This is a genomic window from Paludisphaera borealis, assembly GCF_001956985.1.
GTDB classification, from domain to species: Bacteria; Planctomycetota; Planctomycetia; order Isosphaerales; family Isosphaeraceae; genus Paludisphaera; species Paludisphaera borealis.
On record NZ_CP019082.1, the window covers coordinates 7,128,192 to 7,152,488 of the forward strand.

A 24,297-nucleotide genomic window follows, 5' to 3' on the forward strand; every position below is an offset into this window, starting at 1 on the left:
GAAACAGCTGGGCGATGTTCAGTGATTGCGTGCCAGGTTCGCTCGGTCGGTTGGGGACCGACGTCGTTTCGGTCGGAGCAAGGGCCGCCGTGTCGCCTCGGCTGAGCGAGGATGAAAAAGACCGGCCAGCGAGCCGGCTCGTCGCGACCACCTCTCCGTTAGTCGGTCAGAAACAAGATCACTGGCCGGTGCGCTCAGGGTTCGAGGATTCGACGGAACGGTCGAATCGGAACCCACGTAAAAAACCGGTCAAAGAACCGACTCCTGACGACTACCTCTCCCTTAGTCGTCAGAAACCGGATCAATGACCGGTTAGCTCGGGGATCGGCGACCCGACGTCGCCGTCGGGCCGAAACCAACTTGGAAAAAACCGGTCAGAGAGCCGATTCCCCACGACTACCTCTCCCTTAGTCGTCGGAAACCGATTCAACCAACCGGTTGGCTCTTGGCTCGACGATCCGACGCCTTTCGCCGGATCGGAACCGCTTGGAAAAAACCGGTCAGAGAGCCGATTCCCCACGACTACCTCTCCCTTAGTCGTGAAAAACCGATTCAACTAACCGGTTGGCTCTTGGCTCGACGCTCCGACGCCTTTCGTCGGATCGGAACCGCTTGGAAAAAACCGGTCAGAGAGCCGATCCCTGACGACTACCTCTCCCTTAGTCGTCAGAAACCGATTCAACTAACCGGTTGGCTTCGAGGCTCGACGATCCGACGCCTTTCGTCGGATCGGAACCTGTGTGAGAAAGGGCGAGCGGGGGGTCGTGCGAGGCATCCCGCCCGCCCTTTGGCGGGGCAATCGCTTTCACGATTGTCGCCAGTGGGGTGGCTTCTTATAAGTTAGTGAGGGGCTGTTGTCGGCCCTCGTGATCTCGTCGTTTGCGTCTCTCTCGTTTTCACCGCGTCTCGTCGTTCAGGACGCTGGGGGTAAAAAGCAAAGGCAGTGCCAGAACTCCGGCGCGGCGGCGAGAACTGGGCATTTGGGGGCTTCAAGAATCCCGCGCCGATTGCCGATTTCTTGAGAAGTCAAAAGGTTACGGCGAGCGAAAAGTTTCGGCGAGGCAGCCGAAAAAAGGGATGTCGGACCGAGGTTCAACATTCTGAGAAGGGCTTGAAGGGCGTTGGTGCACAAAATTCAGGCAGGGGCTGCTCGGATCTGCATCGGCCTGCCAGGGACATTGATTGAGTGAGCCGACGGCTCGGATGGGACCGACCGATTTATGGGTGCCGAGGAACGCAAAGCACAGCGGACAGCCTTCTCGGGGCTACTCAAGGCGTTCGAGGCCTGGGGCGGCGAGGGCGATGCGGATTTGCTGGTCGACTGGCTGGCGAACGAACTGGACGTCGACGGTGCGCCGGTTCGGCTGGCGATCGCCGACTGGGCGCCGGCGCTCGACCTGCTGGCGCGCGCTCGCGAAGCTCGTCCCGGCTTGCCGGAATCGATCGACGAGCGGCTGCTGGCGTTCTTTCGGATGCTGTTGAGGTTTTCCAAGCCTGACGGCCGCCCGGCGACGCTTACCGCCGACCTGGAGCCGGCGGACGCGGTGCGCGAGCGGCTGGCGCGGCTCGGCGACGCCTTCCCCGAGTCCGACGCCGCGCGGGTGCTCGGCTGGTGGTATCCGAGCCGTGAAGTCGAGCCGATCCCGCCCCCCCTGCCCGCCTGGTCGAGTCCCGACCGGGTGCTGGGCGTCTTGCGGGCGGACTGGACGTCGCGCGGCGACCTCGTCGTCTTCGATCACCGCAAGGCCGGCGGCCCGACGCGGCTGGAGGTCTTCGGCGCGGGCCAGTCCTGGCTGGGCGATTCCTGGCAAGCGCTGGGGGCCGGGGACGTCAAGACGAGCGTCGGCAAGCCGTTGAGCTGGACGACCAGCTCGAACGCCGACGTCGCCGAGTGGACGTTTCGCGCGGGGACGCTGCGCGTCACTCGCACGGCCGTGATGCTGCGAGGCCGCAAGATCGCGATCCTCGCCGACATGGTCGAGGGGATCAAACCGCCGACGAGCCTGGAAACGCGCTGGGAGTTGCCGCCGGGGAGGATCGCCGAGCCGATCGCCGACTCGCGGGCGTTGCTGCTGCGGACCGGAGTGGCCGGGGCGTCGGCCCAGGCGATCCCGTTGGCCTTGCCATCGCTGCCGTACCAGACCGATCGCGGGCGGTTCGGCTTCGAGCCGGCCACGCGGGAACTCGTGCTTTCGCAGGCCGCGACCGGGGCGCGGGCGTGGCTGCCGCTGCTGCTCTCGTGGGACCACGCTCGACACCGCAAGCGGTTGCAATGGCGGGTCTTGACGGTCTCGGAGAATTCCCAGGTCTGTCCGCCCGAGACCGCCTGGGCGGCCCGGGTAAGCTGGGGACGAACCGAGACCTTCGTCGTCTACCGCAGCCTCGGGCCGACGGCCCGGAGGTCGTTCCTCGGCTGCTCGACGTCCGCCCGGCTGTTTGTAGGTCGATTCACGCCCGAGGGGGACGTCGAGCCGATCGTCGCGATCAAGGAATCATGACGATCGGCTCCGAAGTGTGATTCAGGAGACGCGGCGGGGCTTCGAGAGGATGGCGGTCAGCGAGAGCGCGATGTAGACGAGCGTGACGACGGCCATCGTGGTGCCGAGGTGGAAGTGGCTCTTGGCGAGGCTCGCCTGACCGCTCCGAATCCAGAGGCCCAGGACGACCTGGAGCACGATCAGGAACGCCGACAAGGTTCCGAGTATGATAAGAAGCGGCTTCATCGTGGTATAACACCTGAATCCAAAAAGAGAGCGAAAAGGCCCAGCGCGAATCCTCTTTCAACAAGATACCCGATGGGCCGACGTCCGTCATCCGGTGGGCGGTCCCACGGCAACCGCCCGGCGGGCCGTCGCGAGCATGCCTTCTCCCCTTTGCGGGAGTAGGTGGCCGGAACAGCCGGATGAGGGGGGAATCACGGGGGGGCTTTCGAAGGCTGAGGCGATCGAAGACCCCTCATCCGCCCCTTCGGGGCACCTTCTTCCCGCATGCGGGGAGAAGGGAATTAATGCCTCCGCCCCGTGCGCAACCCAATGGCAAACCGCGCGAACTCAGTGATTCGTCGTCCCCCTCGTGAGCGTGCAGCGACTTCAATGAACAGCGATCGGATTCGCGACAACCTTCTCTCTGTCCACGACCGCATCGCCGTAGCGGCCCGGCGCGTCGGCCGGCGCCCGGAATCGGTTTCGCTGGTGGCGGTCACCAAGAAGTGGCCCGTCGAGCTGATCCGTCCCTTGATCGAGGCGGGCGCCCGCGACCTCGGCGAGAACTACCCCCAGGAACTCTGGCGGAAGGTCGAGGCCCTCGCCGACGCCCCCGGGCCGCTCCGATGGCACCTGATCGGCCACCTTCAGGGCAACAAGGCCAGGCGAACCCTGCCGCTCGTGCGTGCGATTCATGCGGTCGATTCGCTCAAGCTGCTGCGGACGCTCGACGAGCTGGCGGCCGAGTTTTCCGACCCGCCGGTCGTCTGCCTCCAGGTCAACACCTCGGGCGAGGAGGCCAAGCACGGTTGGTCGGACGACGCGATCCTGGCCGACGCCGAGGCGATCGCCGCATGTCAGCGGATTCGGGTCGTCGGCCTGATGACCATGGCCGCGTGGGGGACGGACGCCGAGTCGGCCCGGCCCTCGTTCGTCCGGCTCCGAGCCGTTCGCGACGCCCTCGCGATCCGTTCCGGCCTCGCCTTGCCCGAACTTTCGATGGGGATGTCGAACGACTTCGAGACGGCCGTCGAGGAAGGCGCGACGCTGGTCCGCGTCGGCTCGGCGCTGCTGGAAGGGGTCGACGCATGATCGAGTTGACGCAGGCCAAGAACGGCGTGATCGTCCCCGTGAACGCCCAGCCCGGCGCCCGCCGCAACGCGATCGTCGGCGAGCGCGCCGGGGCGATCCGCGTGGCCGTGACCGCCGCCCCCGACAAGGGCAAGGCGAACGCGGCGATCCTCGAACTGCTGGCCGAGGCGCTCGAATGCCGGCCGTCGGAAATCGGCCTCGTCTCGGGCGAGACCGCGCGGCAGAAGCGCGTGCTCCTCGTCGGCTTGACCGTCGACGAGGCCGCCCGCCGGATCGCCAGAGCCCTGCCCGCTTCCGAGCCGTCGTCGCCCGCCGCCGGCTCGTCCTGAAAAAATCATCCTGCTGACATCGTCTCGTGATCTCGTTTCGAAACCTGAGAAGCCATGCCTGCATACCCTGCCGAGCTTGTCGTTGAAACCTGGACCGGCGCGCCTCCCGAGGCGAGCGTCCGCGTGCCCGGCTCGAAGAGTCTGACCAACCGGGCGCTGATCGTCGCCGCCCTGGCCCACGGGCCGAGCCGGCTGACTGGCGCGCTCGACAGCGACGACACCCGCGTCATGGTCGACGCCTTGAAGGCGCTCGGGATCGCCGTCGAGCACGACCGCGACGCGGCGCTTATCACGATCGAGGGCTGTAACGGCCGGTTCCCCGTCGACAAGGCCGACCTGTTCGTCGGCAACTCGGGGACGACCCTGCGGTTTCTGACCGCCGCGCTGGCCGTCGGAAAAGGCTCGTACCGGATCGACGGCGTGCCGCGAATGCGCCAGCGGCCGGTCTCGGACCTGCTCCAGGCGCTCAACGGCCTGGGATCGAACGCGAAGAGCGAGTTGGGGACCGGCTGCCCGCCCGTTGTGATGGAGGCCGACGGCCTCGACGGCGGCTGGGCGTTCGTCCGCGGCGACGTTTCCAGCCAGTTCCTCAGCGGCCTGCTGATGGCTTTGCCGTACTCCAGGGAGGAGACGGTCGTCGAGGTCGAGGGGACGCTCGTCTCCCAGCCTTACATCGCCATGACCCTGGACGTGATGCGCGCCTTCGGCGTCGACCCGAGCAATCGCAAGAACCGCCGGTTCGTCGTCCACCCCGCGCTTTATCAGGGTCGCGAATACCGCATCGAGCCCGACGCCTCGGCCGCCAGCTACTTCTTCGCGCTGGCCGCGATCACCGGCGGTTCGATCACCGTCGAAGGGCTCGACGAGGCGACCGTCCAGGGCGACCTGGATTTCGTCGATGTGCTCGAACACATGGGCTGCACGGTCCGTCGTGAAGCGGGGAAAACGACCGTGATCGGCGGGCCGCTACGGGCGGTCGACGTCGACATGAACGCGATCAGCGATACGGTGATGACTCTGGCGGTCGTTGCCCTCTTCGCCGACGGCATCACCCGGATTCGGAACGTCGGCCACATCCGCCACAAGGAGACCGACCGCATCAACGCCCTGGCCGTCGAGCTGCGCAAGCTCGGGGCCGTGGTCGACGAACACCCCGACGGCCTGGTCATCCAACCGCCGTCGCCCTCGGAATGGAAAGCAGCCTCCATCGCCACCTACGACGACCACCGGATGGCCATGTCGTTCGCGCTCGCCGGCCTGAAGATCCCCGGCGTGACGATTCTCGACCCCGGTTGCGTCGCCAAGACCTACCCAGGGTTCTGGGACGACCTGGCGGCGGTGCGGACGAAAGCCTAAAGCTTCAGAAGTGCCCTCGATGAACGAGCGCGATTTTCTTGTAGGGCGGGTATCGCCGCCCAACCCCTTCATGCCATATGGAGGGTTCAAGCTACGCGCCTGCCCGCAGGTGCTTGATGAACTCGAGCCGCTTCGAGACGACGACATCCTTGTCGCCCATTGCGACATACGAGATCGGATCGATCCTTTCGATCTGCGCCCAGAACCGCTCCTGAATCGGAAACAGATAGTCGAGTCCGTGCCTGTCCAATGTCGGATCGAACGTCCTGTAACTCTCCTCAACCGCTACGAGGGTGTAGCCGCCGTAATTCACGAAGACTTCGGGCTGCCACTCGTGGGCCGGCGGCCGGTCGAGGAGATACCACTCGTCATACTGGTCACGCGGGATATCGATCCCATCATCGACGGGAGGGCTAACCGCAACGTTCCTCCCCGCCGTCCAACCAGCGGCAATTTCCTCTGGATAAAGGCGGCACGTCCCACTGTCGATGGAGGTGATGCAAAGGCGATCCCCGGGGTGGAAGCGGAGAGTGGCCGCCTCAAGCGTCGGTAATTCCCGAGACGAGACAAGCCAATAGTAGCTTCCCCATCGCCCCGACTGAACCATATGGGCCTCCTTCCGCATCGCACGAGCGGCCGACAGACGGCAAAGACTGCTGGCCGATGTTCCGGGAGACTTTGCAGCAATGAGAACTATCATTCTCTCCCTGGCGGACGATCACAAGACCCATCAGGCGCGGATGAGGTTCTTGCGTCGTTCTGTCATGGCACCGGTCGGCATAAGCTCTCTCGGAATCGAGGCGATGCCCTGAACAACCGGATCGGCGAAAGTGTCAGAACGCAGGCGACGCCTTGACGCTTCCGAATCGGCCGGGGTATCGTGATCGACCGGGGGGCCGGCCCGTTCGGCCTTCGGCGGGCTCATTTTAAGCCCGGAAAACACCAGAACTTGTGGCAATCGACAGGCCGCCGAGCGAACCATGCTGCTGAAACGAACGCATACTTGCGGGGAATTGACGAAGGAGCACGTCGGCCAGGCCGTTGCGCTCAACGGCTGGGTCGACGCCTGGCGCGACTTCGGGGGCCTGGTCTTCATCGACATTCGCGACCGCTACGGCGTGACGCAGGTCGTCTTCGAGCCCGAGGCCGGCGCTGAGCTGCAAGCCCAGGCGCGCGAGCTGCGCAACGAATACGTGGTCGGGATTCGCGGGACCGTCGCCGCTCGACTGCCGGGCAAGGAAAACCCCAAGCTCAAGACCGGAGCCGTCGAGGTCCGGGCGGTCGAGCTGGTCGTCTACAACGCCTCGCCGACGCCCCCGTTCGAGATCAACGGCCCCGAGCCCAACGAGGAGTTGCGGCTCAAGTACCGGTTCCTCGACCTCCGCCGCCCCGAGCTTCAGCGCGTGTTCATCCTCCGCCATGAGATCGGCCAGCTCATGCGGAAGGTCATGACCGACATGAACTTCCTCGAAGTCGAGACGCCGGTCCTGGGCCGGAGCACGCCCGAAGGCGCCCGCGACTTCCTGGTCCCCAGCCGGGTCCATCCCAGCCATTACTACGCGCTGCCGCAGTCGCCGCAGCTCTACAAGCAGCTCCTGATGGTCTCGGGCTTCGACCGCTACTTCCAGATCGCGCGATGCTTCCGCGACGAAGACTTGCGCGCCACCCGCCAGCCCGAGTTCACGCAGCTCGACGTCGAGATGTCGTTCGTCGAAGACTACGACGTCATGACGATGATGGAAACGCTGGTCGCGGCCATGGCCAAGCAGTTCGGCGGCGAGGAGCTGAAGCTGCCGCTGTACCGGATCGAGTACCACGATGCGATGGAGCGGTTCGGCAACGACCGGCCGGACCTCCGGTACGCGCTGGAGCTGAAGGACGTCGCCGACATCGCCGAGGAGACCGAGTTCCGCGTCTTCCAGCAGGCCAAGGAGGCCGGCTACCGGATTCGAGGCATCTGCGCCCCCGGCGGCGGCCAGGCGTACAGCCGCAAGGACCTGGACGGCCTCACCGAGTTCGCCGGCTCGTTCGGAGCCAAGGGCCTGGTCTGGCTCAAGGTCGAGGCCGAGACCTTCGCCGGGCCGACCGCCAAGTTCTTCAAGCCCGAGGTTCAGGCGAAGCTTCGCGAACGGTTCGACGCCAAGGCCGGCGACTTGATCCTGATCGTCGCCGACACCCAGGCGGTGACCAGTCAGTCGCTCACGAACCTCCGCTCCCGGCTCGCCGCCGAGCTGAAGCTGTACGACCCCAAGACGTTCCACTACTCGTGGGTCATCCACTTCCCGCTGCTGGCCTGGGACGCCGAAGAAGGACGCTACGCCGCCGAGCATCACCCGTTCACCATGCCGATGGTCGAAGACCTGCACTTGCTCGACACCGATCCCGCCAAGGTCCGCGCCCAGGCGTACGACCTGGTCATTAATGGCGAAGAGGCGGGCGGCGGCACGATCCGCGTCCACGATCCGGTCATCCAGTCGAAGATCTTCGCCCTGCTCGGCCTCTCACCCGAAGAAGCCGAAGAGAAGTTCGGCTTCCTGCTGAGCGCCCTGCGCAACGGCGCCCCGCCGCACGGCGGCATCGCCCTGGGCTACGACCGCCTGGTGATGCTCTACGCCGGCCTGACCAACATCCGCGACTGCATCGCCTTCCCCAAGACCGCCAAGGGGACCGACCTGATGACCGGCGCCCCCGGAACCGTCGCGCCGCGCCAGCTCAAGGAACTGCACATCCGCCCGGCTCTGGACTGAGCGTTTCTCGAATCGATCGAACCGAACGAACGCCGTGTGGCATAAAAACCACACGGCGTTCTTCGTTGATCCTTCACGCCGTCGAGAAACTTGTTGACAGGGGCGACCGTCGGGATAGATTAATGGGCAAGCCAATCATGCGTTGGTCCTGTCTCATTCACTCGTTCCGGATGTGCGAAGCCGACTCCATGATGTTGCCGCGAACGCGACAAACGGGGTTCCACCGAGTCTTGACGCTGCTGGCGTTCGTGCCGGCCTGCGTCTGGTTCTCGGCTCCGGCCCAGGCTGGATGCGCCCATCCCGCCGGCGCGTCGCGGAACGGCATGTCGGACTACCGGCTCGACTCGCTCCGGATCTTCGAGATCGGCGGCCTGTTCTCGCGAACGGAAACCAGGCCGATCGAAACGCCCTGGTCGGCCCCGGCGGACCGCCCCTGTTCGGGGCCGAACTGCAAGCGGAACTCGACGCCTTCCCAGGCGCCCTCTCCCATTCCATTCTTGCTCCGGATCGACGGCTGCCTCTCCGCGTCGCGGCTCGATCGAGCCCCCCAGTGCGCGTCGGCCCTTCTGCCCGTGGAGCCCGTCCTTTCCCGCATCCACGCGGCGAACTCCCTCGAACGCCCTCCGCGGCCTTCGGCCTCCTGATCCCGCCCGCCCCCTGACGCATTCTCGACGGCCTGTCGCGGCGCGCCCGAATCGCGCGCTTGTTTCGCGACGGGATCTCGTCCTCGCTCCGGGACGCGGCGGCATTCCATTCCACTCCTCACGATGAGATTCCGCGCCCGACGTCCGCGTCGGGCGCCGGCTGCATCAACACATTCACTAGGCTCGGGGCGGCTGCCTCCGAGTCCGTCCTCATCTTCTCGTCATTCGCATCGCTTCTGTTTCAGGAGTCTGGATCATGGTGTGTACTCATCTCCGTCGTCGCGCGGGTTTCACGCTCATCGAGTTGCTGGTGGTCATCGCGATCATCGCGGTGCTGATCGCCTTGCTGTTGCCGGCGGTGCAGTCGGCCCGCGAGGCCGCCCGGCGCATCCAGTGCACGAACAACCTCAAGCAGATCGGCCTGGCCTGCCATAATTACCACGAGTCGCGCGGGGCGTTGCCCGGAGCCGATATGGTGTTCAATAAGACCGAGTTGTCGGCGCTCAGCATGCTGCTGCCGATGATGGAGCAGACCAACGCCTACAACTCGATCAACTTCGACTTCGGCTACAACGACCCCAACAACACGACGGCGATGTTCACGGTCGTGAGCGGGTTCGTCTGCCCTTCGGACCAGAGCGATCCCCTGCCGGCCCTGGGTGGCCAGACCAACTACATGGCCGACATGGGGAGCGGGATCGTCTGGCAGGAGTCGATCGGCGGCAACGCCGGCCTGCCGGTCCCCAACGGCATCTTCCACGGCAACAGCGCGACACGGTTCGCGGCGATCACCGACGGCCTCTCGAACACCGGCATGTTCGCCGAGCGCGTCATGGCCGACGGCAACACTGCTCAGGTCAGCCCCGTGTCCGACGTCTTCTTCTCGCCCCTGGCCCCGACGACCGTCGACCAGGCGTATCAGATGTGTCAGGCCGTCGACATCACCAACCTCCAGAACCAGTTCCCGCTGTTCATGGGAGCGCCCTGGCTGTGCGGGCAGCACATCTTCCAGCACATCAGTCCGCCGAACGGCCGCTCGTGCGGGTTCTTCGTCGCCCTTCGCGCCACGATGCCCCCCAGCAGCTTCCACCCCGGCGGCGTGAATCTGCTGCTGGCCGACGGCTCGGTTCGGTTCGTCAAGAACACCATCGACCTCGCGACGTGGCGGGCGCTCGGGACGATGGGCGGCGGCGAAGTGATCAGCAGCGACAGCTACTAAGCCAGGCCGCGAGCCAGCAAAGGAAGACTCCACGATGTTATTCGATCTCAGATCCCGCCGGTCCGCGTGCGGCGCGTTGGCGATGCTCGTCGCCCTGTCGGTCGCCGGCTGCTCCGGCGGCGTCGCGAACCCCGTCGACCCGGACCGCGCCCGGGTCGCGCTCAAGTCGGCCCTCGACCACTGGAAAAGCGGCGGCGATCCGCTGTCGATGCCCACGTCGGCCACCCCCATGACCGTCCAGGACCTGGAGTGGCAGTCGGGGGCCAAGCTGGTCGATTACGAAGTCCTCGGCGACGGCGAGCCAGCCGACGCCAACCTCCGCGTCAAGGTGAAGCTCACCCTGGCGGGCAAGGGCAAGAACGCCGAGAAGACCGTCAACTACCTGGTCACCACCAGCCCCGCCGTCACGGTCTTCCGCGACGCCATGAGGCGCTGACGTACAGCCGCGTTCGTCTCGATCGATTCTCGGGTCCGCCGATTCCCATTCACGATCAAAGGATTCTGGAAATGCACATGCGAACCTTCTTGCGAGCCGTCGCGTCCGCGGCGGCCTGTTGCGGCCTCGGCGTCGGCCTCGCGTCGGCCGAAGAGCCGCGCAATCCCCAAAGCCGGCCCACGGAGGACGTCGGCAAGGCGTTGCGCGAGGCCTGGCCCGATCGACCGGAATGGCTCGACATGTACACGGCCATCCTCAGCGACGAGCCGATGGGAGCGACCAACGGCTGGTTCCGAACCGCCGTGACCCAGTCGCGGTACGGCTGGGACGCGACCCGCAAGAAGTTCGACCGCGACGGCGACGGCAAGGTCGGCCGCGACGAGTACCCCGGCGGCGAGGACGCGTTCGCCCGCCTCGACCGCGACCACGACAAGAGCTTGAGCGCCGCCGATTTCGACTTCTCCAACGCCTACGCCCCCTCCCCCGGCTCGATGCTGTTTTCGAAGCTCGATCGCGACGGCAGCGGCAAGGTCACCAAGGTGGAGATCGAGGCGTTCTTCAAGGCGGCCGACGCCGACGACGCCGGCTTCCTCTCGCGCCTCGAACTCGAACAGGCGCTCCCCATGCCTTCGATGTCGATGTCGTCCGGCGACCGACCGAGCAAGACCCAGTTGATCCGCGGCCTGTTCAAGCAGGAGGTCGGTTCGCTTCAGCCCGGTCCCAAGCTCGACGAGTCGGCCCCGGATTTCACGCTCAAGACCAACGACGGCAAGTCCGAGTTGACCCTCTCCAAGCTGATCGGCCCCAAGCCGGTCGTCCTGATTTTCGGCAACTTCACCTGCGGTCCGTTCCGCAGTCAGTCCGGCAATTTCGAGAAGCTCTACCGCCGCTACGGCGACCAGGCGACGTTCGTGATGGTCTACGTCCGCGAGGCCCATCCCACCGACGGCTGGCGGATGCAGAGTAACGAACGGGTGGGCGTCGCGACCGCGCAGCCCCAGACTTACGACGAACGCGCCATCGTCGCCCTGCGCTGCGGCAAGCTGCTCGATCTCGGCTTCCCGATGCTCGTCGACACCATCGACGACGCCGTCGGGGCTCGGTACAGCGGCATGCCGGGCCGGTTCTACCTGATCGACAAGGCCGGCAAGATCGCCTTCAAGAACGCGCGCGGCCCGTTCGGCTTCAAACCCGCCGAACTCGAACAGGCCCTGATCCTGCTCCTCCAGGAAGAAGGCGCCCCCGCCAACCGCCAGGCGAACGCCACCGAGACCGCGCCCCCCGCTCGACCGGCCCGTTGATCGGGCCGGCCTGCAATCGCCCTGCCCTACCTTCGCCGCGGATGGCTTCGACGTCGAGGTCGTCCGCGGCTCTGAAGAACGAGCCCGACCGACCGCGATGCACCATTTTCATGAGGCCGGCTGTCCCTGCGGCGTCATGGTGGCTTATTTCGAGTGCAGGGCCACGCGGTTGCCCTCGCTGTCGAGAACGACCGCTCGGAATCCGTGGGGGCCGAGCTGGTGTCGCGCCTCGAGCACCTTGCCGCCGTGAGCCTCGACCGCCGTGATCGCCTCGTCGAGCCTCCCGTCCGCGTTCAGATAAACGAGCACGCCGCGATCGCTCGGCTGGTCGGTCTCGCTCGTGAACAGGCAGCCGCTGACGCTGTGCTCAGCCTGGGGCAACAGCGCGATCGTCTTCGTCGGCAGCACGATCTTCTGAACCTCGCCCCCCAGCACGGCGGAATAGAACGCCGCCGCACGATCGAGGTCCCGAACCGGGATGTCGACCCATACCACTTGATTGGCCATCTCGTCACTCCTGGAATCTCAGGCCGAAAAAGCCTCGCTTGATCCACTGTCTCACGATCCGTGCGAACTCGTCCGGGGGCTGTATGATAAATCATTGTTAAACTGGAGAAACTTGGTGGTTTATGATAGCATGAAGCAGGCGGGACGCGACGCCGAGTCGGCTCGTGTTGCCAAGAACCTGGCTTTATCGGATTGTGTTGATCGCGATGGGCATGCGGATGTGGAAATGCAGCCTCGGGAGCGTGTCGCTGTGAACAGCCTCGAGAATGCGACGTCGTCGTCGAAATACTGGCTTCGCAACGGGATGGTCGGGCTGGCGGCGGCCGCGTTGTTGTATGCGGGGTACGGGAGATCGATCTCGCAGCCGTCGCGGGTCGTCGAGACCCGGCGACCGGTGTTCTCCGGCCCTGGCAGTGCTCCGCCCGCGCGGCTGGTGCATCTTGAGGCGGGGGCGCGGTTCGATGACCGACGGCCTCCCGAGGGCTGGAGCCGTCTGGTGCTCAAGTCGACACCTCGTCTGACCTCCGGCGATCTCGACACGCTATCGGAAGAGGCGTTCAAGACGGCCGGGCGCGTTCGGCTGGCGATCGTCGCCGACGTCGTTCCGACAGACTCCGGGCGGTACGCCCTCGATCGGGTGGGAGTCGGGCTGTCGGCCCCGGCCGACGACGACAAGGGAGACGTGATCGTCACCCCGCGCGTGGTCGACGGCTCGAAGGGGCCGTGGTCGACCAAGCAGCGGATCATCCTGACGGCCGGCTCGTTTGAGCTTTCGCACGCCGCGCTGGTGGCCGCGACGCCGACGTTCGCCCTGGTTCGGATGCCGACCAAGTATCTCCTGGCCGGCGAACACAAGAAGGCGAGCCTGCTTTACGCGTTTCTGGTCGACGCCGCATCGGGCCGGCTCCGCACCTTCGTCTGGCGGGACGCCGCCGACCAGGCTCCTCGGGTTCTCAACGAGCTGGAGACGCCGGCGACGGTCGACGGCGTGCTCGACGTGAAGGCGGGAAAGCTCGCCGGGATACCGATCACCTGGTCGTTCGCGATGACCACGACCCCCGGCGAGACCGAGCACGCGGTCGCCCCGGAACTCGCGGAGCGGCTCGCGCCGGGGCGGATCGAAGCGACGGCCCCGGACGAGCTGGAATCGACGATCACCGCCGTCTCCGCGGCACCGGTCAAGGCGCGGCGGGAGCAGCCGGCTTCGTCAGAAACCCCTGCCCCTTGAGCCAGGTTTCGCAAAGCTTGGGCCAGGCCTGGAACGCCGGGTTGGGGCCGATCTTGAACTGCTTGGCACCGGTCCCCAGGCCCAGGCCGTGCTGGCCTTTCTCGAAGATGTGCAGCTCAAGCGGAACCTTCGCCTTCCGCAGCGCGAGCGCGAACAGGAGGCTGTTCTCGGCCGGCACGGCCGCGTCTTCGTTGGTGTGGGCGAGGAACGTCGGCGGGGTGTCGGCCGTCACCTGGGTCTCGTTGGAGAGCGAGCGGACGAGCTCGGCCGGCGGGTTGTCGCCGAGCAGGTTCTTGTTCGAACCGCCGTGGGTGTACGGGGTCGCCATCGCGATCACCGGGTAGGCGAGGATCAACCGATCGGGGCGCGAGCTGACGCGGTCGACGGGGTCTTTGGCGTCGGGCTTGCCGGCGTCGAAATGGGTCCCGCCGGTCGAGGCCAGGTGGCCCCCCGCCGAGAAGCCCAACAGCGCGATTCGGTTGGGGTCGACGCCCCACTTCGAGCCGCCGTGGCGGACCACGCGGATGGCCCGGTTCACGTCGTGGAGCATCGCCGGGTGATGATACTTAGGGGCGAGCCGGTATTTGAGCACGAAGGCCGCGACGCCGAGCGAGTTGAGCCACTCGGCGACTTCCCTGCCCTCGTGTTCCATCGCGAGCATGCCGTAGCCGCCGCCGGGGCAGACGACGACGCCCGAGCCCTTGGCCGTGCCGGGCTTGGGGAGGAAGACCGAGAGCGTCGGAACGTCCTTGTCGGGATCGGTTCCCTTGGCGTCGGGCACCCCGTTCGGCCAGAGCTTGACGACCTCGCTGGCCGAGTCGGGCCCCCCCCCGCGGGCCGGGCCGACGAGGGCCGAAACCCCCGCGATCATGATGACGCCGAGAACCATCTTCGCCTTGCGACGAGTCACGTTTGCCGCCTCCTGTCTTGTCGTTCGTTTCACTTCGTCCCCGTCCGATCGCCCCGATCGTAGTCCATAGGTCGGTCGCTCACAACCGGCCTCACTCCCGAAAACGGCGATCCGGGCGACCGTCCAAACTCCGTGTCAGATCGCGGATCACACTGTCAAAACGGCAGCCAGGGCGATGCTGTGCGGTGATCGAAATCGGCGTAACAAACAGCATGGTCGTTAGTTAGATAATCGTCATGCTGCCGGTACGCAAGTTGCAAATAGGGAGTGCGAAACATCATGGGGGTCGCTTTTGGCACTCCCGCCGCGTCGCGCCGGGCCAGTCGCCCTCGGCAGACACGTTCGAATCGATGAAGGAGAACCAACGTGGCGAAGATCTTGGCATACGATGAAGAGGCCCGCCAAAAGCTGGCTAGCGGCGTCGGCAAGCTGGCCCGGGCGGTCCGCAGCACGCTGGGCCCGCGCGGCCGGAACGCCGTCATCGACAAGGGCTGGGGAAGCCCGACGGTGACCAAGGACGGCGTGTCGGTCGCCGAGGAGATCGAGCTGACCGACCCGTACGAGAACATGGGCGCGCAGCTCGTCAAGGAAGCGGCCTCGAAGACGTCGGACGCCGCGGGCGACGGCACGACGACGGCCACCGTGCTGGCCGAAGCGATCTTCAAGGAAGGTCTCAAGGCCCTGGCCGCCGGCGCCGACCCGATGGCGCTGAAGCGAGGGATTGACAAGGCCGTCGCGGTCGTCGTCGAGAAGGTCAAGTCGCAGGCCAAGAAGGTCAACGGCAAGAAGGAGATCGCCGAAGTCGCCGCGATCGCCGCCAACAACGACAAGTCGATCGGCGAGAAGCTGGCCGACGCGTTCGAGAAGGTCGGCACCGACGGCGTGATCACCGTCGAGGAAGCCAAGGGCTTCGAGACGACCGTCGACGTGGTTGAGGGCATGCAGTTCGACCGCGGCTTCCTGAGCCCGCACTTCGTCACCGACCAGGACCGGATGGAAGTCGTCCTCGAAGACGCCTACATCCTGATCCACGAAGAGAAGATCTCCTCCCCCACCAAGCTGATCCCGCTGCTCGAGAAGATCGCCAAGGCTAACAAGCCGCTGGTGATCATCGCCGAGGACATTGAGGGCGAGGCGCTGGCGACCCTGGTGGTCAACAAGCTCCGCGGCATCCTCAAGATCGCCGCCGTCAAGGCGCCGGGCTACGGCGACCGCCGCAAGGCCATGCTCGAAGACATCGCCGTCCTGACCGGCGGCAAGGCCGTCTTCAAGGACCTCGGCATCGAGCTCGATGGCGTCCAGCTCTCCGACCTGGGCCGCGCCCGCAAGATCACGATCAGCAGCGAGAACACCACGATCGTCGAAGGCGCCGGCTCGTCCGAGGCCATCAAGGGCCGCGCGGATTCGATCCGCCGCGAGATCGGCACGACCGACAGCGAGTACGACAAGGAGAAGCTCCAGGAGCGTCTCGCCAAGCTCGCCGGCGGCATCGCCCAGATCAACGTCGGCGCCGCGACCGAGACCGAGATGAAAGAGCGCAAGGCGCTGGTTGAAGACGCCCTGCACGCCACCCGCGCGGCCATCGAAGAAGGCGTCGTCCCCGGCGGCGGCTCCGCCCTGATCCGGGCGGCGAAGGCGCTCGACGGCCTCAAGCTCGAAGGCGACGAACAGTTCGGCGTCGACATCATCCGTCGCGCCGCCGAGCAGCCGGCCCGGTACATCGCCGAGAACGCCGGCATCGACGGCGCCGTCGTCGTCAACCGCATCAAGAAGAACGACGACCCCAAGTTCGGCTACAACGCCGAGAACAACACCTTCGGCGACATGCTCGAAGCCGGCATCGTCGACCCGACCAAGGTCACCCGCACGGCGCTCCAGAACGCCGCCTCCGTCGCCGGCCTCCTGCTCACCACCGAGGCCATGATCGCCGAGCCGCCGAAGAAGAAAGACGCCGGCGGTGATCATCACGATCATCACGGCGGCGGCATGGAAGGCATGGGCGGGATGGGTGGCATGGGCGGAATGGGTGGCATGGGCGGAATGGGGATGATGTGATCCGCCCCTGACATTCGCGATCTCGGACCCTCTCCGGAGTCTTGGGAGAGGGTCTTTCACCCGCATACGAACCGAATTTTCGACAGATTTCACCAGCCAGTACGGAAGGACGATCGGATATGGCCAAGCTCGCAATTCGCCCTCTTGAAGACCGCGTCGTGATTCAGCAGATCGAGGCCGAGGAGAAGACGGCCGGCGGCATCGTGCTGCCCGACACCGCCAAGGAAAAGCCGCAGCGTGGCAAGGTCCTCGCGGTCGGCCCCGGCAAGCTTTTGGATTCGGGCGAGCGGAGCCCGGTCGGCGTCGTCGCGGGGGACGAGGTCCTCTTCGGCAAGTACTCCGGGACGGAGATCAAGGTCGACGGCGAGGAGATCAAGATTCTTCGCGAGTCCGACATCCTGGCCAAGATCGTCAAGTGAGCGGGCTGTGTCGTCGGTTTTGATTCCACCCTACCTTCGAGGAGCCCAACTTCGTGGCTAAGCAACTGCTCTTCTCCGACGCCGCCCGCCGCAAAATGCTGGAAGGCGTCGACATTCTGGCCAAGGCCGTGGGTTCGACCCTCGGGCCGACCGGCCGGAACGTGATCCTCAGTAAGTCGTTCGGCGGCCCGCTCGTGACCAAGGACGGCGTCACGGTCTCCAAGGAGATCGAGCTCAAGGACCCGTTCGAGAACATGGGCGCCAAGCTCGTCAACGTGGTGGCCTCGAAGACCTCCGACGTGGCCGGCGACGGCACCACGACGGCGACCATCCTGGCCCGCGCCCTGTACCGCGAAGGTCTCAAGTACGTGACCTCCGGCGCCAGCCCGACGGCGATCCGCCGGGGCATCGAGAAGGCCGTCGAGGCCGCCGTCGCCGAGCTGCACGGCACGCTCTCGCGCCCGGTCTCGAAGAAGGAAGAGATCGCCCAGGTCGGCGCCATCTCGGCCAACAACGACCCCGAGGTCGGCGCCATGCTGGCCGACGCGGTCGAGAAGGTCGGCCGCGACGGCGTGATCACCGTCGAGGAAGGCAAGACCGCCTCGACGACCCTCGAGTTCGTCGAGGGCATGCAGTTCGACAAGGGCTACCTGAGCCCTTACTTCGTGACCTCGCCGACGACGATGGAGGTCATCTTCGAAGACGCCTTGATCCTGCTTCACGAGAAGAAGATCAGCGGCCTTCGCGAGATGATCCCCCTGCTCGAAAAGGTCGCGCAGTCGGGCAAGCCGCTCTTGATCATCGCTGAGGACGTCGACGGCGAGGCGCTGGCCGCCCTGGTGGTCAACAAGCTTCGCGGCGTGCTCAACATCGCCGCGGTCAAGGCGCCGGGCTTCGGCGACCGTCGCAAGGCGATGCTCGGCGACATGGCCGTGCTCACCGGCGGCACCGTCATCAGCGAAGACCTGGGCGTCAAGCTGGAGAGCGTCGATCTCAGCCAGCTCGGCACCGTCAAGCAGGTCAAGGTCGACAAGGACCACACCACGCTCATCCAGGGCGCGGGCAAGCGCGAAGAGATCCAGCGGCGGATCGATCAGCTTCGCCGGCAGATCGAAGAGACCGACAGCGAGTACGACAAGGAGAAGTTCCAGGAGCGGCTCGCCAAGCTCTCCGGGGGCGTCGCCCTGATCCGCGTCGGCGCTCCGACCGAAGCCGACATGAAGCAGACCAAGGCCCGCATCGAAGACGCCCTTCACGCCACCCGCGCGGCGGCTGAAGAAGGGATCGTCCCCGGCGGCGGCACCGCCCTGATCCGCACGATCCCGGCCGTCGAGAAGCTCCTCGCCTCGCTGCAAGGCGACGAGAAGCTGGGCGCGGCCATCGTCCTCCGCGGGCTCGAAGAGCCCGTCCGCCATATCGCGTCCAACTCCGGATACGACGGCGGCGTGATCGCCGACGACGTCAAGTCGAGCAAGGGCGCGGTCGGCTTCAACGCCAACACGGGCAAGCTCGTCGACATGTTCGAGGCCGGCATCATCGACCCGACCAAGGTCACCCGCACGGCGCTTCAGAACGCCTCCTCGATCGCCGGCCTGATGCTGACGACCGAGGCCCTGATCACCAACATCAAGGACGACGAGAAGGAAAACGGCAAGCGCGTCGAAGGATCGGTGCGCTGAGAATCCGTTCGAGACCGCCAGGCCGGGAAGCCGTATCAACGATCGGCTTCCCGGCCTTTTCCATGACCCGATCCAAACTCGGGGCGTAAAATTCAAGCACGCCCAACCGTCGCGTCCAGCGTCGACCCTCGCACATCCCGCCGGGTCGTCTGGGAGGATTTCGGTCCGTATGCTAGCTTGAGAATATACATCGAGTTGCGGATGGTTGACGGACGGCCGTCGCGCGACTCGGATCTGAAAATTGATCTGATGAGACGCCGTGCCGATGGCTACAACCAAGCGTGATTTCTACGAGGTGCTGACGGTCGCTCGCGACGCCTCGCCCGACGACGTCAAGAAGGCCTACCGGCAGATGGCGCTCAAGTTCCACCCGGATCGGAATCCGGGCGACAAGGACGCCGAGAAGAAGTTTCGCGAAGCCGCCGAGGCTTACGACGTCCTCTCCGACGTTGACAAGCGGCAGCGATACGACCGCTACGGCCACGCCGGGATCGAGGGCTCGGCCTTCCACGACTTCCGGTCGACCGACGACATCATGTCGGCCTTCGGCGACATCTTCGGCGGCGGCCTGTTCGGCGACCTGTTCGGCGAGCGTCGGCGAGGGCCGAGGCCCGGCCCCGACCTCCTGATGCGGCTTGAAATCGAGCTGACGGAGGCCGCGCGGGGCACGAGCCGGTCGATCGAAGTGAACCGGCAGGATTTCTGCGGCGAATGCAAGGGATCGGGCGCGCGGAAAGGGACCGTCGCGACCACCTGCAACTACTGCGGCGGTCGCGGCCAGGTGGTGCAGGCCCGTGGCTTCTTCCAGGTCGCGACGACCTGCCCGGCCTGCGGCGGCGAAGGCGTGCGGATCACCGATCCGTGCCCGGGCTGCCGGGGCGCGGGGAGAGTCCCGCAGACCGTCAAGCTTCAGGTCGACGTCCCGCCAGGCGTGGAGAGCGGCATGCGACTCCAGCTTCGCAACCAGGGAGAGCTTGGCGACGTCGGCGCGCCCCGGGGCAACTTGCAGATCCAGGTCATGGTCAAGAAGCACCCGTTCTTCGAGCGGCGGCGGAACGACCTCTTCTGCCAGGTCCCGATCAGCTTCGCCCAGGCGACCCTCGGCGCCGAGATCCAGGTCCCCACGCTCGACGGTCCCGACAAGATGAACGTCCCGCGTGGGACCCAGAGCGGCGAAGTGATCCGCATCAAGGGGCGCGGGATGCCCGACATCAGCGGCCGGGGACGCGGCGACGAGTTGGTCGAGGTCGTCGTCGAAACGCCCCGGAACCTGTCCGCTCGCCAGGAAGAACTGCTCCGCGAATTCGCGGTGCTCGAACACGAACAGGTCAATCCTCGGCGCAAGAGCTTCTTCGAGAAGCTCCGCGACTACTTCACCGAGGAGACCGAACCCGAGGACGATGCGGACGAGGCCTGACGCGCCTTTGCGAGGAACGTCCGTCGCACGCCCGTGTCACAGCCTTGAGGGCCGTCAGTCAGGAGATCAGGAATTATGTCCGAATCCAAGAAGCATCACGACGATCATCATAAGAAGATCCACCCGCACGACCAGCCGGTCGCCGCCGATGAGTCCGGCGCGGCTGGCGCGGTCAACGAAGGGCCGTTCGCCGAACTTCAGAAGGAACGCGACGACGCCCGCGATCAACTCTTGCGCACCCGCGCCGAGTTCGTCAATTATCAGAAGCGGTCCAAGCAGCAGGCCGACGTCGACCGCACGTATGCGATCGGCAACCTGGCCCACGACCTGCTCGACGTGATCGACAACTTCCAGCGCGCCACCGACTCGATGCGCGGGACGGCCGGCGAGGGGATCGCGGCGGGCCTCGACATCGTCCACAAGCAGTTCCTGGCGACCCTGGCCAAGTACGGGGTCGAGCCGATCGAGGCGCTGGGCCAGCCCTTCGACCCCAACTTTCACGACGCCTTGCTGCAACAGCCCTCGGCGGACCACCCGGAAGGCACGGTCGTCGCCGAGCTGAGCAAGGGATACAAGATTCACGACCGCGTGCTCCGGCCCAGCAAGGTCGCCGTCTCAGCGAAACCCTGACGCCCGGCGCGGCCGCGGGCCGGCGAGCGGGCAAGCAAGCCAGACGATCCGGAAGAAGGAACCATCGATGCCGACGTACGATTACATCTGCGACGCCTGCGGCCATGAGTTCGAGGCGTTCGAACCGATCACCTCGACCGCTCAGAACGTCTGCCCCGCCTGCAAGGAAGTCAAGCTCCGACGCAAGATCGGCCCCGGCGCGGCGATCCTGTTCAAGGGCTCGGGCTTCTACCAGACCGACTATCGCAGCGATTCCTACAAAAAGGCCGCCAAGGCCGACAGCACCAGCAGCGCCTCCAGCACCGGCGGCGGCGATTCGTCCAAGCCCTCCTCCTCGCCTCCCGCGTCCTCTTCCAACTCGTCCAGTGGATCGAGCAACGGGACGACCTGATGATGAAGGTACGCTGTCCGATCTGTTCCAAGAACTTCGAGGTGGATCGGAACGCCCTTCCGCCCGGCTTCCCGTTCTGCTCGGAGCGGTGCAAGCTCATCGATCTGGGCCGGTGGATCGACGGGGCCTACTCGGTCCCCGGCCCCCCCGCCGATCGCGATCCGGATTCGCCTCGGGGGGACGCCGCGACGGCCGAGCCGAACGACGCCCTCGACGACTCGGAATCGTAGCCTCGCAACCATCTCGCCCACCCCGCCGCCGCCCCCATCCCGCCCCCTTCCTCGCCCCCCTCGACGCGGACGTCCCGCACCGCCGCCGAGGAGCGGCGGCGGACGCATTAGTGCATCATGATAGGCACGCCTCGGTGCATCATGATGGGCACGCATCAGCGTGCTTTTTTGCATTCCCGGATGGTCCACGCATCGATCTATATGGAATTTAAAAATCGTTAATGTACTTGCGAGTGGTTGGCGGCCGCGTCGCGAGATGTTAGCTTCGTAAAGATCACTGCCTAGATCAGTAAGGATTGGTCGCGCGCGGATTCGCCTCGGCCATTCGAATCTTCTTTTTATTACACACGTTGATGGATGCCTGATCGTCCTCGCGACCCGCTGGACGGCGACGGCCGTCGTCGGTCTTGGGCGGGAATCATTTGAGGCGGAGCCTCGCCGCATCGCGTTGAAATCGGTAGACGTGTGCATTGTTGTCGTGATCATTCCGTCTGATGATCAAGATCGATTCGTACCTGGAGAGAATCGTGACGACCCATTTGCATCGAACTACCGACATGGCTACAGAAGTGGATTGTACGAGGCGGTTTCCCGATTTCTTCGTGATAGGAGCCGCCAAGTCGGGGACGACGACGCTTCACGAATACCTGGCGAGGCATCCGGACCTCTGGATGAGCGCGGACAAGGAGCCGTGCTTCTTCGATCCCAACGTCGCGGCCGAGCTTCGCGATCCTGAGACCTACCACGGCCTCTTCAGCGGGGCGCGGGAAGACCAACTCTGCGCCGAGTCGTCGACGAACTACGCGATGTGGCCGTTGGTTCCGAACGTCCCCCGATCGATCGCGCGCGTCAATCCGGACGCCCGGTTCATCTACCTGCTGCGTGATCCCCTGCGGCGGTGCTACTCGCACTTCATGCATCGACATGAGCGGGAAGTCTTGAGGGATCAGCCCTATCGGATGACGTTCGAGGAGTACCTGAACTTCGATCCGATCATCGCGGACGCGAGCGATTACGCGGCGCAGATTCGTCGTTACCTCGAGTATTTCCCCAAGCAGTCGCTGCTGCTGCTGTCGTTCGAGCGGTTCGTCAAGGACCCCGTCTCGACGCTCAAGCAGGTCTTCGACTTCCTCGGAGTGGACGACCGATCCGAGGAGGACGGCGGCGAACCTCTGCACTCGAACAACACGGACGCATTCAAGTCGATCATGATGCGTTCCTACACGATGGCTCCGCTGCGGCGGATTCCCGGCCTGCGGGCGGTCTACGAGCGGATGCCCTCGAACTTTCGCGCGGCGTCGATCTCGTTGATCCAGAAGTCGCCGCTGGGCCGCCGGGCCCGCCGCCGACTCACTCCGCCGCCGATCCTGCCCGAGACGCGCAAGCGGCTCCAGGAGCGGTTCGACGCCTCGACCGCGTATCTGGAGGCCGAATTCGGCTTCGACGCGAGCTGCTGGTCGAGCGACGCCCAGGGCTGAGGCGGGGGAGGATCGATCCCCGGCCGAATCGGCCGCGTCCCATCTCGGACGGGCCGATTCGAGGGGGTCGGTTGGGGGCGTCGGCGCCTCAGATGTGGACCGACTCGCCGGTCGCCTGCCCGGCCGCTTCCATGACGGCCTCGGAGAAGGTCGGGTGCGGGTGCATGGCGTGGATGATCTCTTCCTCGGTCGCTTCGAGCTTCATGGCCATGACCAGCTCGCTGATCAGCTCGGTCGCCTGGACGCCGATCAGGTGCGCGCCCAGGAGTTCGCCGTACTTGGCGCCGAAGATCAGCTTGACGAAGCCCTCGGTCTCGCCGGCAGCCAGGGCGCGGCCGTTGAACTGGAATGGGAACCGGCCGATCCGGATCTCGTGGCCGGCGGCGCGGGCGGCCTTCTCGGTCAGGCCGACGCTCGCCACGCCCGGCTCGGTGTACGTGCAGCCGGGGATGATCGCGTAGTCGACGGTCCGCTTCGAGTGGCCGGCGATCCGCTCGACGCAGCAGACGGCCTCATGGTGCGCGACGTGCGCCAGCCAGGGGGGACCGATCACGTCGCCGACCGCGAAGATGCCCGGCACGGCGGTGACGAAGCCGTTGGCGCGGTCGACCTTGATGTGGCCCTTCTCGATCTCGACCTTGACCCCGGGCGCGAACAGGTCCTCGACGTTGCCGGTGACGCCGATCGCCACCAGCAGCACCTCGGCCTCGATGGTCGTCTTGCCCGACGGCGTCTCGACCTCCGCCTTGACGCCCGTGGCGGTCTTCTCGATCTTCGACGTCTTCGAGCTGGTGTGGATCACGAGCCCGCGCGCTTCGAGGCTCTTGCGGAGGGCCGCCGAGACCTCTTCGTCCTCGCCGGGGGCGATCCGGTCGAGCATCTCGACGACCGTCGTCTTGGTGCCGATGGCGTTGTAGAAGTAGCCGAACTCCAGCCCGATCGGCCCGCCGCCGATGATCAGCATCGACTTGGGCTGGGCGGGCAGCGACATCGCCTCCTTCGAGGTGATGACGGTCTTGCCGTCGAACTCGATCCCCGGCAGCGGCCGAGGCCGGCCGCCGGTGGCGACGACGATCGAGTCGCAGGTCACGGTCTCGCCGCCGATCTGGACCTTGCCCGGCGCGACCACCTTGGCGACGCCGAACTTGGAGGCGACCTTGTACTTGCGGAAGAGCCCCTCGATGCCCTTGTTCAACTGGCCGGCGACGGTGCGGCTGCGGCCGATCATCTGGCCGAAATCCCATTCGCCCTGGCCGTTGTCGTTGTAGCCGTACCGCTTGCCGTGCTGTTTGATCAGTTCGACCAGGTGGGCGTTCGACAGCAGCGCCTTGGTCGGGATGCATCCCCAGTTGAGGCAGATGCCGCCGAGCTTGTCGCGTTCGACGCAGAGTACGCGCTTGCCGAGTTGAGCCGCGCGGATCGCTCCGGCGTAGCCGGCGGGACCGCCCCCGATCACCACGATGTCGTAGTCGTTGGCCATGGTCGTTTTCGTCGAATCCAAAAGGTGGGATTTGATGATTTGAAAAG

At 65.7% G+C, this 24,297-nt stretch carries 23 protein-coding genes; 18 read left to right on the forward strand and 5 right to left on the reverse strand.

Features of this window, described 5'->3' with window-relative positions; all coding sequences use genetic code 11:
* Nucleotides 1-1,220 precede the first annotated feature (1,220 nt).
* Nucleotides 1,221-2,498 (forward strand): hypothetical protein, encoded by a 1,278-nt coding sequence (locus BSF38_RS27605; RefSeq protein WP_083713609.1) that lies wholly within the window; start codon nucleotides 1,221-1,223, stop codon nucleotides 2,496-2,498.
* A 21-nt stretch (nucleotides 2,499-2,519) separates the two neighbouring features.
* On the opposite strand, the gene BSF38_RS27610 is transcribed toward BSF38_RS27605, so the two are convergent.
* Nucleotides 2,520-2,723, reverse strand: a complete 204-nt coding sequence (locus BSF38_RS27610) for a hypothetical protein (protein ID WP_076350242.1) — start codon at nucleotides 2,721-2,723, stop codon at nucleotides 2,520-2,522.
* Nucleotides 2,724-3,092: 369 nt separating this feature from the next.
* Here BSF38_RS27610 and BSF38_RS27615 point away from each other — a divergent pair, with 369 nt between their 5' ends.
* From BSF38_RS27615 to aroA, 3 genes are read left to right on the forward strand one after another with little or no spacing between them, the layout of a single operon-like run.
* Nucleotides 3,093-3,794 (forward strand): YggS family pyridoxal phosphate-dependent enzyme, encoded by a 702-nt coding sequence (locus tag BSF38_RS27615; RefSeq protein WP_076350243.1) that lies wholly within the window; start codon nucleotides 3,093-3,095, stop codon nucleotides 3,792-3,794.
* A complete protein-coding gene (locus BSF38_RS27620) occupies nucleotides 3,791-4,123 on the forward strand; it encodes a DUF167 domain-containing protein (RefSeq protein WP_076350244.1) in 333 nt (110 codons plus the stop codon). The genes BSF38_RS27615 and BSF38_RS27620 overlap by 4 nt, the downstream gene beginning before the upstream one ends.
* Before the next feature lie 54 nt (nucleotides 4,124-4,177).
* Complete coding sequence (aroA, locus tag BSF38_RS27625) at nucleotides 4,178-5,479, forward strand: 3-phosphoshikimate 1-carboxyvinyltransferase (RefSeq protein ID WP_076350245.1); 1,302 nt, start codon at nucleotides 4,178-4,180, stop codon at nucleotides 5,477-5,479.
* Between the two features lie 91 nt (nucleotides 5,480-5,570).
* On the opposite strand, the gene BSF38_RS27630 is transcribed toward aroA, so the two are convergent.
* Nucleotides 5,571-6,086 (reverse strand): hypothetical protein, encoded by a 516-nt coding sequence (locus BSF38_RS27630; protein WP_076350246.1) that lies wholly within the window; start codon nucleotides 6,084-6,086, stop codon nucleotides 5,571-5,573.
* Nucleotides 6,087-6,459: 373 nt separating this feature from the next.
* Here BSF38_RS27630 and aspS point away from each other — a divergent pair, with 373 nt between their 5' ends.
* The 5 genes from aspS (at nucleotide 6,460) to BSF38_RS31015 (ending at nucleotide 11,826) form a co-directional block, all read left to right on the forward strand.
* Nucleotides 6,460-8,226 (forward strand): aspartate--tRNA ligase, encoded by a 1,767-nt coding sequence (gene aspS / locus BSF38_RS27635; RefSeq protein WP_237170646.1) that lies wholly within the window; start codon nucleotides 6,460-6,462, stop codon nucleotides 8,224-8,226.
* A gap of 188 nt (nucleotides 8,227-8,414) precedes the next feature.
* On the forward strand, nucleotides 8,415-8,870 hold the full coding sequence (locus BSF38_RS27640; protein WP_145952359.1) for a hypothetical protein: 456 nt from the start codon (nucleotides 8,415-8,417) through the stop codon (nucleotides 8,868-8,870).
* Nucleotides 8,871-9,126: 256 nt separating this feature from the next.
* Nucleotides 9,127-10,089 carry a DUF1559 domain-containing protein gene (locus tag BSF38_RS27645; RefSeq protein WP_076350248.1) on the forward strand — a complete coding sequence of 321 codons (963 nt, stop codon included), beginning with the start codon at nucleotides 9,127-9,129 and terminating at the stop codon, nucleotides 10,087-10,089.
* Nucleotides 10,090-10,123: 34 nt separating this feature from the next.
* Nucleotides 10,124-10,525, forward strand: a complete 402-nt coding sequence (locus BSF38_RS27650; protein WP_145952360.1) for a hypothetical protein — start codon at nucleotides 10,124-10,126, stop codon at nucleotides 10,523-10,525.
* A 71-nt stretch (nucleotides 10,526-10,596) separates the two neighbouring features.
* Nucleotides 10,597-11,826 carry a deiodinase family protein gene (locus tag BSF38_RS31015; RefSeq protein WP_076350250.1) on the forward strand — a complete coding sequence of 410 codons (1,230 nt, stop codon included), beginning with the start codon at nucleotides 10,597-10,599 and terminating at the stop codon, nucleotides 11,824-11,826.
* 144 nt (nucleotides 11,827-11,970) lie between these two features.
* On the opposite strand, the gene BSF38_RS27660 is transcribed toward BSF38_RS31015, so the two are convergent.
* Nucleotides 11,971-12,333, reverse strand: a complete 363-nt coding sequence (locus tag BSF38_RS27660) for a VOC family protein (RefSeq protein ID WP_076350251.1) — start codon at nucleotides 12,331-12,333, stop codon at nucleotides 11,971-11,973.
* A gap of 250 nt (nucleotides 12,334-12,583) precedes the next feature.
* On the opposite strand from BSF38_RS27660, the gene BSF38_RS27665 reads away from it, so the two are divergent.
* A complete protein-coding gene (locus BSF38_RS27665; RefSeq protein WP_076350252.1) occupies nucleotides 12,584-13,561 on the forward strand; it encodes a hypothetical protein in 978 nt (325 codons plus the stop codon).
* Here the strand turns inward: BSF38_RS27665 and BSF38_RS27670 are convergent.
* Nucleotides 13,512-14,471: an alpha/beta hydrolase gene (locus tag BSF38_RS27670; protein ID WP_237170647.1), complete on the reverse strand. Its 960-nt coding sequence runs from the start codon at nucleotides 14,469-14,471 to the stop codon at nucleotides 13,512-13,514. The genes BSF38_RS27665 and BSF38_RS27670 overlap by 50 nt on opposite strands.
* Nucleotides 14,472-14,837: 366 nt before the next feature.
* Between BSF38_RS27670 and groL (BSF38_RS27675) the strand changes: the two genes are divergently transcribed.
* From groL (BSF38_RS27675) to BSF38_RS27710, 8 genes are all read left to right on the forward strand, one after another.
* A complete protein-coding gene (groL, locus tag BSF38_RS27675; RefSeq protein WP_076350253.1) occupies nucleotides 14,838-16,526 on the forward strand; it encodes a chaperonin GroEL in 1,689 nt (562 codons plus the stop codon).
* Between the two features lie 119 nt (nucleotides 16,527-16,645).
* On the forward strand, nucleotides 16,646-16,945 hold the full coding sequence (gene groES / locus BSF38_RS27680; RefSeq protein WP_076350254.1) for a co-chaperone GroES: 300 nt from the start codon (nucleotides 16,646-16,648) through the stop codon (nucleotides 16,943-16,945).
* Nucleotides 16,946-16,998: 53 nt separating this feature from the next.
* Entirely contained in the window at nucleotides 16,999-18,624 is a 1,626-nt protein-coding gene (gene groL / locus BSF38_RS27685; RefSeq protein WP_076350255.1) for a chaperonin GroEL, read from the forward strand.
* Nucleotides 18,625-18,889: 265 nt separating this feature from the next.
* A complete protein-coding gene (gene dnaJ, locus BSF38_RS27690) occupies nucleotides 18,890-20,041 on the forward strand; it encodes a molecular chaperone DnaJ (protein ID WP_237170648.1) in 1,152 nt (383 codons plus the stop codon).
* Nucleotides 20,042-20,116: 75 nt separating this feature from the next.
* On the forward strand, nucleotides 20,117-20,671 hold the full coding sequence (grpE, locus tag BSF38_RS27695) for a nucleotide exchange factor GrpE (RefSeq protein ID WP_076350257.1): 555 nt from the start codon (nucleotides 20,117-20,119) through the stop codon (nucleotides 20,669-20,671).
* Between the two features lie 67 nt (nucleotides 20,672-20,738).
* The gene (locus tag BSF38_RS27700; RefSeq protein ID WP_076350258.1) at nucleotides 20,739-21,062 is read left to right on the forward strand and encodes an FmdB family zinc ribbon protein; all 324 of its coding nucleotides are present in this window, start codon (nucleotides 20,739-20,741) and stop codon (nucleotides 21,060-21,062) included.
* Nucleotides 21,062-21,292, forward strand: a complete 231-nt coding sequence (locus BSF38_RS27705; protein WP_076350259.1) for a DNA gyrase inhibitor YacG — start codon at nucleotides 21,062-21,064, stop codon at nucleotides 21,290-21,292. Before BSF38_RS27700 ends, BSF38_RS27705 begins: the two co-directional genes overlap by 1 nt.
* A 557-nt stretch (nucleotides 21,293-21,849) precedes the next feature.
* The gene (locus tag BSF38_RS27710; RefSeq protein WP_168189477.1) at nucleotides 21,850-22,770 is read left to right on the forward strand and encodes a sulfotransferase family protein; all 921 of its coding nucleotides are present in this window, start codon (nucleotides 21,850-21,852) and stop codon (nucleotides 22,768-22,770) included.
* An 88-nt stretch (nucleotides 22,771-22,858) separates the two neighbouring features.
* Here BSF38_RS27710 and lpdA read toward each other — a convergent pair whose 3' ends face one another.
* Nucleotides 22,859-24,250, reverse strand: a complete 1,392-nt coding sequence (gene lpdA, locus BSF38_RS27715) for a dihydrolipoyl dehydrogenase (protein ID WP_076350261.1) — start codon at nucleotides 24,248-24,250, stop codon at nucleotides 22,859-22,861.
* Nucleotides 24,251-24,297 lie beyond the last annotated feature (47 nt).